This is a genomic window from Halomonas halocynthiae DSM 14573, from assembly GCF_000425725.1.
GTDB classification, from domain to species: Bacteria; Pseudomonadota; Gammaproteobacteria; order Pseudomonadales; family Halomonadaceae; genus Halomonas; species Halomonas halocynthiae.
Window position 1 is genome coordinate 394,130 of the sequence record NZ_AUDZ01000013.1, and the last position, 10,605, is coordinate 404,734.

11 protein-coding genes are annotated in these 10,605 nt (G+C 54.6%); 4 read left to right on the plus strand and 7 right to left on the minus strand.

All coding sequences use genetic code 11. From position 1 onward, the window contains the following. Positions 1 to 246: 246 nt before the first annotated feature. Together H616_RS0101895 and sfsA are read left to right on the plus strand one after the other, a co-directional pair. On the plus strand, positions 247 to 1,431 hold the full coding sequence (locus H616_RS0101895) for an aminotransferase class I/II-fold pyridoxal phosphate-dependent enzyme (protein ID WP_027965834.1): 1,185 nt from the start codon (positions 247 to 249) through the stop codon (positions 1,429 to 1,431). After that, positions 1,431 to 2,186: a DNA/RNA nuclease SfsA gene (gene sfsA, locus H616_RS0101900; RefSeq protein WP_027965835.1), complete on the plus strand. Its 756-nt coding sequence runs from the start codon at positions 1,431 to 1,433 to the stop codon at positions 2,184 to 2,186. The genes H616_RS0101895 and sfsA overlap by 1 nt, the downstream gene beginning before the upstream one ends. Here the strand turns inward: sfsA and H616_RS0101905 are convergent. Genes H616_RS0101905 through H616_RS0101930 form a run of 6 tightly spaced genes read right to left on the minus strand, consistent with a single transcriptional unit; the run spans position 2,183 to position 6,693 of the window. Then, entirely contained in the window at positions 2,183 to 2,638 is a 456-nt protein-coding gene (locus H616_RS0101905) for a DUF4426 domain-containing protein (protein WP_027965836.1), read from the minus strand. The two genes, sfsA and H616_RS0101905, sit on opposite strands and share 4 nt — an antisense overlap. A gap of 34 nt (positions 2,639 to 2,672) precedes the next feature. Next, the gene (metW, locus tag H616_RS0101910) at positions 2,673 to 3,269 is read right to left on the minus strand and encodes a methionine biosynthesis protein MetW (RefSeq protein ID WP_027965837.1); all 597 of its coding nucleotides are present in this window, start codon (positions 3,267 to 3,269) and stop codon (positions 2,673 to 2,675) included. Then, positions 3,269 to 4,444 carry a homoserine O-succinyltransferase MetX gene (metX, locus tag H616_RS0101915; protein WP_027965838.1) on the minus strand — a complete coding sequence of 392 codons (1,176 nt, stop codon included), beginning with the start codon at positions 4,442 to 4,444 and terminating at the stop codon, positions 3,269 to 3,271. Before metX ends, metW begins: the two co-directional genes overlap by 1 nt. 6 nt (positions 4,445 to 4,450) lie before the next feature. Further along, entirely contained in the window at positions 4,451 to 5,044 is a 594-nt protein-coding gene (locus H616_RS0101920) for a YggT family protein (protein WP_027965839.1), read from the minus strand. A 48-nt stretch (positions 5,045 to 5,092) separates the two neighbouring features. Further along, entirely contained in the window at positions 5,093 to 5,917 is an 825-nt protein-coding gene (gene proC, locus H616_RS0101925; protein WP_027965840.1) for a pyrroline-5-carboxylate reductase, read from the minus strand. A 56-nt stretch (positions 5,918 to 5,973) separates the two neighbouring features. After that, positions 5,974 to 6,693, minus strand: a complete 720-nt coding sequence (locus tag H616_RS0101930) for a YggS family pyridoxal phosphate-dependent enzyme (RefSeq protein WP_027965841.1) — start codon at positions 6,691 to 6,693, stop codon at positions 5,974 to 5,976. A 66-nt stretch (positions 6,694 to 6,759) separates the two neighbouring features. On the opposite strand from H616_RS0101930, the gene H616_RS0101935 reads away from it, so the two are divergent. Further along, positions 6,760 to 7,791 carry a type IV pilus twitching motility protein PilT gene (locus H616_RS0101935; RefSeq protein WP_027965842.1) on the plus strand — a complete coding sequence of 344 codons (1,032 nt, stop codon included), beginning with the start codon at positions 6,760 to 6,762 and terminating at the stop codon, positions 7,789 to 7,791. A 63-nt stretch (positions 7,792 to 7,854) separates the two neighbouring features. On the opposite strand, the gene H616_RS0101940 is transcribed toward H616_RS0101935, so the two are convergent. Beyond that, complete coding sequence (locus H616_RS0101940) at positions 7,855 to 8,985, minus strand: anhydro-N-acetylmuramic acid kinase (RefSeq protein ID WP_027965843.1); 1,131 nt, start codon at positions 8,983 to 8,985, stop codon at positions 7,855 to 7,857. Positions 8,986 to 9,095: 110 nt separating this feature from the next. Here H616_RS0101940 and tyrS point away from each other — a divergent pair, with 110 nt between their 5' ends. Next, entirely contained in the window at positions 9,096 to 10,295 is a 1,200-nt protein-coding gene (tyrS, locus tag H616_RS0101945) for a tyrosine--tRNA ligase (protein WP_027965844.1), read from the plus strand. The last annotated feature ends 310 nt before the right edge of the window (positions 10,296 to 10,605 follow it).

Consider the following 10,605-nt stretch of genomic DNA (forward strand, 5'->3'; position numbering starts at 1 on the left):
TCGCTACGTTAAATGATTTCTGACCAATGTCCGTTTTGAGGACATGTCACGCCAAAGGTGTGCTTGTTTAGCTAAAAACGTCAGGATTTGCAACTATTCTTGCCAAATCGGTCGCAGAAATAAATCCAAAGTATGACTCTGGCAGCCGCGTTAGCGCCGTGCCGTGTCACAGTTAATTCGAACAATACTGAGGTCATGGAAGGGCTGGTACAGCAGGCCAACGTATTATGAACAAAGGAGACCGTGATGCCTTGGAACTCACGCATTCAAGAAGTGGCTGCATTTCGTGTCATGGGGTTGTTGGAAATCGCTCAAGCCAGAGAGGCGGCGGGCCATGATGTGATTCACTTAGAAATCGGTGAGCCAGATTTTCCCACGCCGATGCCGGTTATCGATGCTGGCCAGCGGGCTCTGTCGGAAGGGCGCACACGCTATACACCAGCGGCTGGGCTACCCGCGCTGCGCGAAGCGATTGCTAGGCACTATGCGGATACCTTCGGTACTAACATTGACCCGCAGCGGATACTGGTCACGCCGGGTGCCTCTGGTGCCCTGCTGTTGGCAAGTCAGCTGCTGGTGGAAAGTGGTGATCGTGTCGTCATGGCTGATCCTACTTATCCGTGTAATCGCCATTTTATGGCGCTGGCAGGCGCTACAGTAGATGCTGTGCCGGTATCTGCTGAGAGTGGTTGGCAGCTGACGTCGGAGCTGGTTGCCAGCCATTGGCAGGAAAACACTCGGCTAGCTATGTTAGCAACGCCGTCTAATCCGACTGGCCATACCTTGAGCGAGCCACAGCTGCGTAAGGTGGCTGAGGAAGTTGCTCGCCGCCGAGGCCACTTGTTGGTTGATGAGATCTACCAGGGCTTGTGTTACGACACCGCACCGATATCTGCCGCTGCAGTCACACCCGATGCGTTCGTGGTGAATAGTTTTTCTAAGTATTTTGGTATGACCGGTTGGCGGCTGGGCTGGCTGGTGGCACCGAAGGCTGCTGTTGAACCGCTGACGCGATTGATGCAGAACGTTTTTCTGGCGTCATCGACCCCGGCTCAGCACGCGGCGCTGGCAGCATTCACGCCAGAATGCCTGGCCGAGCTTGAAGTCCGGCGTCAGGAAATGCAGCGGCGTCGTGATGCGTTAATTGCAAGCCTTGCGCCATTGGGTTTGGCACCTGAGTTGCCGCCTCAGGGAGCGTTTTATCTATGGCTGGATATTTCTCGTTATAGCACTGATAGCGAAGCGTTTTGTCGCCAGCTACTCATCGAAGAAAATGTCGCGATTACGCCGGGTACTGATTTTGCGCTGCAGGGTGGCGAGCATCATGTGCGAATTGCGTTTACTACTGGGGTGGCGAGGCTCGAGGAAGCGGTGGCACGACTGAGCCGCTTTCTGGCGCGGTATGATCCTGCGTACCAAGGGGGCGTGTAATGGACTATCCCGCTCTGGTGCCGGGTGTGTTGCTGCGTCGTTATAAGCGCTTTCTCGCTGATGTGCGTCTCGATGATGGTCGTGAGGTGGTCGCCCATTGTCCCAACACCGGCAGCATGCGGGCAGTCAACGTGCCGGGGAGCCGCGTGTGGCTGTCACCTAGCGACAACCCTCGCCGTAAGCTTGCCTGGACATGGGAGCTGATTGAGCTGTTGCAGCCACAAGGAAATATGGCGCTGGTATCGGTGCACACAGGGCGAGCGAACCGAATTGTGGAAGAAGCGCTGGTGGCTGGACGTGTGGATGAGTTGTCCGATGTTGACCAGTTGCGTCGAGAAGTGGCGGTAGACGGAGGGCGGCTGGATTTCTGTCTGAGTAATACGGATGGGCGCCAAGCTTATGTCGAGGTCAAGCAGGTCACGCTGCGAGAGAGTGACGGACACGGCTATTTCCCTGACTCGGTGAGCGAGCGAGGGCGACGCCATCTTGAGGTGTTAATGGCACTTGCTCGTCAAGGTCATCGCGCAGTGTTGTTGTTTTTTGTGGCTCATGAAGGGATTGAGTCAGTTGCTCCAGCAGACCATCTAGACCCTGCCTATGCCAAGGCACTACGACAGGCTACAGCCCAAGGCGTGGAGGTGTTGGCAAGAGCGTGTTGTTTTAGCTGGCGTGATGGGCGCCCGGCAGCAGTGGCTCTTGGGCAGCCGCTGCCGGTTGTGTTGCAGCGCGAGCTCAACATGGCGCTGTCGCATTAAGGGTCAACGTACAGCCGCTGCATGAAGTTAACGCTTACTGGCGGCTCGTCACGCTCTAGGCCAACGTTGAGTGTGAAACGCATGGCTTCCCCATCTTGAATACCAAAGGTAGCGAGGCGATAGATACTGTCGCCATCGCGAAGGGTGCGAAACGGCAGCGGTATGTCTTGGCCAGATAATGCTTTGATGCTGCCATCAACAGGTACGTTGACGGCTTTAAGTGAGCCGTCAGGCTGTACCTTCAGCACGCTCACATTAAGAAAACCTGTGGCACGGCTACGAGTAATGCCTGATGCCGCGGCTACCTCGGGTGTGAGAAAGCTGGTGTTAACGGCGTTGTAATGAACTTGGTAGTCACCAAACTGCTGATATTGCTCAGCCATTGAGGGCGTACTGATTAGCAAAGCCAAGGCAATCAGTCCGCTGAAGAAAGTACGTGTTATTGCCACCATGAAATGTCTCTCCGCATTGTTCTAGGTCGTATGATTAGCACTGGCGAGCCACACGAAAGATTGCTATTTCGCCAAACAGGTTCGGCCAATGGCGAGACAAGAGGCTGCCTTTGTTTCCGCCAACACCGACCGCTCGGTCAATAATCTTTAGGTTTTTTTCACGGCACAGGTGCTCAAAGTCGTTGAAGGTCGACAAATGAATGTTGGGTGTATCGTACCAAGCATGGGGTAGCGACTTGGAGACCGGCATGTAGCCGCGCAGCCCCAGATGTACGCGATGGCGCCAGTAAGCAAAGTTAGGAAATGTGATGATGCCCTCCTTGGCCACTCTGAACATTTCATCCAGCATTAGGTCGGGGCGTCGTAGTGCCTGCAGCGCCTGGGTCATTACCACCAAGTCATAGGCATTATCGTCAAAGTTGGCCAGGCCATCATCGAGGTTTTGCTCAATAACGTTAACCCCGCGGGCAAGGCAGGCTGTGATGCCGTCAGGATCTATTTCTAACCCGTAACCCGTCACGTTTTTGTCACGCGCCAAGGCATTGAGCAGAGTGCCGTCACCACACCCGAGGTCAAGAACACGAGCCCGATCGGGAATCCAGTTGTAAATTACGGTTAAGTCGGCGCGCATTACAAACGCTCTCCCAGGCTCAGTGTCTTGGCAATTCGGTCCATATAAGCAGCAAATACATCCTGATAACGAGAGTCGAGCATCAGAAAGCCGTCGTGCCCGTGAGTCGAGTCGATATTGACGTAACTGACTGCCTTGTCAGCCCGAACCAGAGCATTAACCAGCTCTTTAGAGCGTGATGGCGGAAAGCGCCAGTCGGTACTGAAGCTGACGACCAGAAACGGACATTGAGCGGGTGCCAGCGCTTTGGCTAAATCACCGTCATGACGTGAGGCGGGGTCGAAGTAGTCCAGTGCTTTGGTCATCAGCAAATACGTGTGGGCGTCAAACGAGTTTGAGAACGTATCTCCCTGGTAGCGCAGGTAGGACTCGACCTGAAACTCCACATCGTAATCGAAGTTAAACTTCTGATCGCCTTGCATGTCACGGCCAAACTTACTGCCCATGGCGCCTTCTGACAGGTAAGTAATGTGCCCCACCATGCGTGCCAGCTTCAGGCCGCGCCGAGGCAGGGTGTGGTGGTCGCTGTAGTGGCCGTCGTGGAAGTCTGGGTCAGAGCGGATAGCCTGTCGCGCCACCTCGTTGAAGGCAATATTTTGTGCCGACAGCTTAGGAGTCGCGGCAATGACGCCGGCATGGGCTACGCGCTCTGGGTAGCTTAGTGTCCACTGTAGCGCTTGCATGCCGCCAAGGCTGCCGCCGATGACAGCAGCAAAACGCTCGATACCCAAACGGTCGGCCAGGCGTGCTTGGCTATGCACCCAGTCTTGAACGGTCACCATAGGGAAGTCAGGTCCCCAGAGTTTACCGGTTTCTGGGTTAATGGTGTTGGGGCCGGTACTGCCGTGGCAGCCGCCAAGATTATTCAGTGAAACCACAAAGAAACGGTTGGTGTCGATGGATTTGCCCGGCCCAATATGGGCGTCCCACCAACCGGGCTTTTTGTCATCCGTCGAGTGGTAACCGGCTGCGTGGTGATGCCCCGAAAGAGCATGGCAGATAAGCACAGCATTGGTGCGGTTGGCATTGAGCGTGCCGTAGGTCTCAAAGATGAGATCGTAGGCTGACAGCGTCTTGCCGCAGATTAAAGGTAGCGGCTCGTCGAAGTGTAGCGTCTGAGGACTAATCAGCCCGACCGAACCGCTAGGAAATGTCGGTGTGTGTGTAGTTGTCATATGAAATTAAAAACCCACTAGTACAGCCAGCGCCCCAGAAGCCTGGATGAGTCGGCCGACCACGAAGCTGTCGAGCAGATTGATGGCGATAAACACGACAATGGGTGAGAGGTCAATCATGCCCAGAGGGGGTATTACGCGCTGAACCGGGGCCATGATTGGTTGCACTAATTGCATGACTAATAAGGCGGCAGGGTGGCCTGACTGAGGAGCAACCCAGCTAAGAATGATCATGGCAATCAAGGCGAAGAAATAAATCTTCAAGATAGTGCTGGCGAGTGTGGCTATGCCAGCAATGATCAGCTGTACTAGCGGCGGCATGCCAAAGCCAGAAATCAGAAGGATCATGGTGATTACAGCCATTTTTATCAGCAGCGCGCTGACCAGTGTGGCTAAGTCAAATCGCCCTAGCAGTGGCTTTAAAAAGCCTTGAAATGGCCTTACCACTGGCTGGGTGACTTTAACCACCGATTGGCTAAGAGGGTTAAAGTAATCGGCTCGAGACGCCTGCAGCAAAAAGCGCAGCATCAGCAGCAGCAGATAGAAATTAACAACGGTATTGATTAGTAGAAGGCCTGCGCCTCCAAGGTTGCTGCCCATCGAGCTTCTCCAAATTATGTGAGATAAAAACGCTTGGTGATGTGAGGCTTAGCGAGTGCTGAACTGTTTGGCCATCTCGCTTGCTTTGTTGGCGCAGTCGCCCATGGCGTCTTGTAACAGCTGACGCAGTCCGCCACTTTCTAAGCGTTGAATGGCGCGCTCAGTGGTGCCGCCGGGCGACATAACGTTACGTTTGAGTTCGCTGGGCGACTGATCGCTATCCATGGCCATTGTCGCTGCGCCTAGAGCCGTTTGCAGGGCTAATCGACGAGCGGTAGCAGCGGGGAGTCCGCGCGCCACGGCTGCTTCTTCCATTGCCTCAAACATCAGAAAGAAATAGGCCGGTGCGCTGCCTGAAACGGCTGTCACGACTTCGAGTAGCTGCTCATCGTCAACCCATTCAACAATACCTACTGCGTTGAGCAAATCTTCAGCAAGCTGGCGCTGCCTGGAGCTGACATTGGCATTGGCATATAGGCCGGACGCGCCCACGCCAACCAACGATGGTGTATTAGGCATGCAGCGCACGACAGCTAAATTACCACCCAGCCAGCGTTCCAGCGTATCGGCTGTCAGCCCAGCGGCTACTGAGATGACCAGAGGTTTACGGGCTTGAATGCTGTCGCGAATCTGTTCACAGACTTGATGCATGATTTGTGGTTTTACCGAAAGCACGACCACATCGCAGTCGGCAATGGCGTGTATGTTGTCCGTTGAGGTTTTGATGCCCAGTCGGGAGCGCAACGGTGACAGTGTGGTATCGCTGGTGGCCGTTGCGGTCAACGAACTGGCATCGTGCCCGCTGTTGATCAGTCCTTCGATAATGGCCGACGCCATATTTCCAGCGCCGATAAAGGTGATATGGCTAGCCATGCTGTTGTCCTGTTCAGAGGTGAAAGGCCGCTACGTGCAGCTTGTCAGTATACGGATCATTGTGATGCGCCGCTGTAGTTGTCGCGTGCGCCGAAGATGGCGGTGCCCAGCCGAACCAAGGTTGAGCCTTCAATAATCGCGGCTTCCAGGTCACTGCTCATGCCCATCGACAGCGTATCCAGCGGTGCGTCGGGAAAGCGCTTTTTGAGTTTTATAAAGGCACTGTGAAGCGCGGCCAATGGCTGGCGTTGGGCATCTAGCGTCTCCGCTGGGGCGGGTATCGCCATCAGTCCGCGTAGCCGGAGCCGAGGTAGTGCGAGCACCTGTTCGGCCAACGGTATCAGAGCATCCAGCGCAATGCCGGATTTGCTGCCTTCGCCGCTGACATTGACCTGGATACATACATTCAAAGGTGCCAAGGAGTCAGGACGTTGACTGTTTAGGCGTCGTGCTAGCCGGATACGGTCTACGCTATGTACCCAGTCGAAGTGTTCAGCAACGTCACGGCTCTTATTGGACTGCAGTGGTCCAATGAAGTGCCAGATGATGCCTTCAAGGTCCGCAAGTTCGGCCTGTTTGCCTAACGCTTCCTGAACATAGTTTTCACCGAACTCACGCTGCCCGTGCTGCCACGCTTCACGAAGCATACAAGCCGGTTTGGTTTTGCTGACCGCAAGCAGTCGTGCGCCTTGTGGGTCGCGCCCAGCGCTCACCAACGCCATTTCCATGCGGTGATGAGCGGTAGCAAGGGATTGTTGGATATCAGTATCCGTCATGGAAGCGGCCTGCTGTATATCTGCTATATGAAAGAAAAGCTCCATTGCAGGGAGCAGGGAGATCGTATGAATATTACCGAATTGCTGACGTTCTCGGCAAAGCAGAGTGCATCCGACATGCATTTGTCAGCGGGAATGCCGCCGATGATTCGTGTTGATGGAGAGCTGCGTCGGCTTAGTGCGCCGATCATGGGCGATGATGAGGTTCGCGACTTAATAGGTCAGACGATGACGGAAGATCAGCGTCGTGATTTTAACGAGCATTTGGAAGCCGATTTTTCCTTCGAGCTGATTGATGTGGGGCGTTTTCGCGTTAATGCGTTTCATCAGGCACGAGGCGTTGGTGCTGTATTTCGCACGGTGCCTAATACTGCGCCAAGCGCGGACGACCTCGGGTTGGGTGAGGTGTTCAGAAAAGCTGCCCTGTTGCCGCGCGGTTTGGTACTGGTGACGGGGCCCACTGGATCAGGTAAGACGACTACCCTTGCCGCCATGATCAATCACATCAATACACACTGCTGTGCACACATACTGACGCTGGAAGACCCGATAGAAATTGTTCACCAAAGTCATGGCTGCTTAGTTAACCAGCGGGAAGTTCACCGTCATACCCGAAGCTTTAGTGCTGCATTGCGCAGTGCCCTGCGCGAAGATCCTGATGTGATCATGATTGGTGAATTACGGGATCTAGAGACTATTCGGCTGGCGCTGACGGCTGCTGAAACAGGTCACTTAGTGTTTGGCACGCTGCATACCAGCTCGGCCGCCAGAACCATTGAGCGTATTGTTGATGTATTTCCCGGCGATGAGAAAGCCATGGTGCGTGCAATGCTGTCTGAATCGTTACAGGTGGTGATTGCCCAGACGCTGCTTAAACGGAAAGACTCAGGACGTGTGGCGGCGCACGAGATATTGGTGGCGACCAATGCGGTACGCAACCTGATTCGTGAAGGTAAAACGGCGCAACTGTATTCGGTTATGCAAACAGGCGGCAGCCTGGGGATGCAGACGCTCGACGACGCGCTGGCTCAGCTGGTGGCTTCTCACGTCGTGACGTGTGAGGACGCCTCCAGCCAGGCAAGAGATGAGTTTTTCTGAACCGCAGTGTTTTGCGTTAACGCTGTGTATTAACGGGCTGTGAGTGAGTCGCGAAACTGGAGCTCAGGGGGAGTAAACCCCCCCGAGTATGCGCGGTCCTCGTGCGCCAGTTACTGAGGGTAAATTGCCAGGCAAGTGCTCTAGGCGTCGCCATGCCAGCCAAGCAAAAGCGGCGGCTTCTAGCCAGTCTGCTGACCAGCCCAAGCGTGACGTATCATATATCTCGGTACCTGGCAGATGGTGCGCGAGCCGAGTCATTAGGTGGATATTGGACGCGCCGCCGCCACAAGCAAAAAGTGCCGCAGGGGTGGAGGCGTTGAACGTTTGCATGGCGAGGTCAACGCCTTGAGCCACGCTGGCAGCGGTCAGCGCTGAAAGCGTGGCCTGAACATCTTCCGAGCGTTCATCACCCCGTAAGTGCCCGTTTAGCCAGTCAAGGTGAAAATATTCTCTACCGGTGCTGCGCGGAGGGGGTTGGCTGAAAAATGGGTCAGCCAAACAGCGCGACAGTAGGGCTTCATCTACCTGGCCTGATGCTGCCCAAGAGCCATCCTTGTCGTAGGCTTCACCAAGGTGACGCTCAATCCATGCATCCATCAGCGCATTGGCTGGACCGGTATCAAAACCTAGTGGCTGCCGAGAGTCGCTAGCCGGCGGTAGCACCGTCAAATTGGCGAAACCGCCTAGATTCAACACTAAGCGCCACTGCTCGGGGTGACGGAAGAGCGCGGTGTGAAAAGCAGGGGCCAATGGTGCCGCCTGGCCATTGGCGGCCAAATCTCGGCGGCGGAAGTCGCCAACTACGCAGCAGCCTGTTAGCTCGGCCAGAAGGCTTGGGTTATCCAGCTGCCATGTATAAGCGGGTCCGCCGTCATAGCCTCCAGGGGCATGCTCGATGGTTTGACCATGGCTGCCGATAGCACGAATTTCATTGGCTGTGATCTGGGCTTTTTTTAGCAGCTTCTGCACTGCCGTTGCCTGTAGCCGACAAAACGCATCTTCTGCACGTGCTAGCTCAGCAAAGCTAACTTGATTGGCGTGGCAGAGCTGGTAAAGCGCTGCGCGCAGCTCGTCAGGCATCGCTTCTCCGTGGCTGGCGATTAGCTCGGGGGGGTGGTCTATGTGAACGCGGACCAACGCCGCATCCACGGCATCCAAGCTAGTGCCAGACATCAGGCCAATGAATAGCGACATGAGAATCTCCTGAAAGGCTCAACCAAGGCGGAGCAGCATGATAACATCCCCGCTAAATATCTGACGATGGATGCCTGCAGGGGTATCCCACCAATAGTGGAGAGGAGAGCATGTCCGACGTTGCTGACGCACTTGCGTTACTCAAGCGTGGTACTCACGAGATTTTGCTAGAAGACGAGTTAGAGAAAAAGCTAGCTTCTGGTCGCAAGTTGCGTATTAAGGCAGGCTTTGATCCGACGGCCCCGGATTTGCACTTAGGACATAGCGTACTGCTGACTAAAATGCGTCAGTTCCAGGACCTGGGGCATCAGATTATTTTTCTGATTGGCGATTTTACCGGCCGCATCGGTGACCCTTCCGGTAAGAATGTAACGCGCAAGCCGCTCAGCGAAGAAGAAGTTAAGCGTAATGCTGAGACTTATAAAGAGCAGGTGTTCAAGATTCTTGATCCTGAGTTGACCGAAGTGCGTTTCAACGCAGATTGGTTTTCTGAGATGAGCGCCGCTGAGATGATCGAGCTGGCTGGTAAAAGTACCGTGGCGCGGATGTTGGAGCGGGACGACTTTGAAAAGCGCTATTCAGGCAATCAGCCAATTTCAATCCACGAGTTTCTTTATCCGTTGGTTCAAGGGTACGACTCTGTGGCGCTGGAGGCCGACATTGAGCTGGGCGGAACAGACCAGAAGTTTAACTTGCTGATGGGGCGTGAAATCCAGAAGCACTACGGGATGACGCCTCAAGTTGTTATCACCATGCCGTTACTGGAAGGCCTGGACGGCGTGCAGAAGATGTCCAAGTCGCTAGGTAACTATGTCGGGGTCGATGAGGCTCCGGGCTCCATGTTTAATAAGCTGGTATCGATGCCAGACAGTCTGATGTGGCGTTATTTCGAATTGCTGTCGCTAAAAAGCAATGATGAAATCGATGCGCTGAAGAGCAAGGTTGAAAACGGCGCTAATCCGCGCGACATAAAGATGGAGCTGGCGCGTGAACTGATCGCGCGTTATCACGATGACGAGGCGGCCGCGAATGCCCACCGGTCGGCAGGCAACCAATTAGCTGACGGTGAACTGCCGGAAGACCTGCCGGAAGTTAATGTTGCATTCGATGGCGCAGCTCAAGCCCCTATTGCAGCGGTATTAAATCGTGCGGGTCTGGTTGCTAATAGTGCCCAGGCTAAGGATATGCTGGGTAATGGACGCGTTAAGGTGGATGACGAAGTTGTGGCGCGTGACTGTATGCTAGATACAGGGTGTACCTACGTTATCCAAGCAGGGAAAAAGCGTTATGCGCGCGTGATCATTAGTTGATCTCGTAACCCCGCTTCGCCAGACGCCCGCGATATGCGGGCGTTTGCGTTTCTATGGAACGGCCCTTCCCAGTGGTTTGATAACGATTTTTCACAAAGTGCTTGCACTGTGCCAAGCAAGGTCGTAAAGTACGCATCCGCTGCAGGCAACGAGCCGAAAGTTAGGCTGGTTTTCTCGCAGCAGCAGAAGGAAGTACGCTTTATCAATCAGCAGGTTACACTCAGCTGGTGGCGGTAAAGAGAAGCGTGCAGGAGGCGTTACCGAGATGAAGAAAGTTTACATCGAGGGTTGACAATCTCCACCGGATGCG

What these genes read in the sequence shown, in the direction of transcription:
- H616_RS0101895 (WP_027965834.1), top strand. Translation starts at nt 247, where the DNA reads ATGCCTTGGAACTCACGCATTCAAGAAGTGGCTGCATTTCGTGTCATG.
- sfsA (WP_027965835.1), top strand. Translation starts at nt 1,431, where the DNA reads ATGGACTATCCCGCTCTGGTGCCGGGTGTGTTGCTGCGTCGTTATAAG.
- H616_RS0101905 (WP_027965836.1), bottom strand. Translation starts at nt 2,638, where the DNA reads ATGGTGGCAATAACACGTACTTTCTTCAGCGGACTGATTGCCTTGGCT.
- metW (WP_027965837.1), bottom strand. Translation starts at nt 3,269, where the DNA reads ATGCGCGCCGACTTAACCGTAATTTACAACTGGATTCCCGATCGGGCT.
- metX (WP_027965838.1), bottom strand. Translation starts at nt 4,444, where the DNA reads ATGACAACTACACACACACCGACATTTCCTAGCGGTTCGGTCGGGCTG.
- H616_RS0101920 (WP_027965839.1), bottom strand. Translation starts at nt 5,044, where the DNA reads ATGGGCAGCAACCTTGGAGGCGCAGGCCTTCTACTAATCAATACCGTT.
- proC (WP_027965840.1), bottom strand. Translation starts at nt 5,917, where the DNA reads ATGGCTAGCCATATCACCTTTATCGGCGCTGGAAATATGGCGTCGGCC.
- H616_RS0101930 (WP_027965841.1), bottom strand. Translation starts at nt 6,693, where the DNA reads ATGACGGATACTGATATCCAACAATCCCTTGCTACCGCTCATCACCGC.
- H616_RS0101935 (WP_027965842.1), top strand. Translation starts at nt 6,760, where the DNA reads ATGAATATTACCGAATTGCTGACGTTCTCGGCAAAGCAGAGTGCATCC.
- H616_RS0101940 (WP_027965843.1), bottom strand. Translation starts at nt 8,985, where the DNA reads ATGTCGCTATTCATTGGCCTGATGTCTGGCACTAGCTTGGATGCCGTG.
- tyrS (WP_027965844.1), top strand. Translation starts at nt 9,096, where the DNA reads ATGTCCGACGTTGCTGACGCACTTGCGTTACTCAAGCGTGGTACTCAC.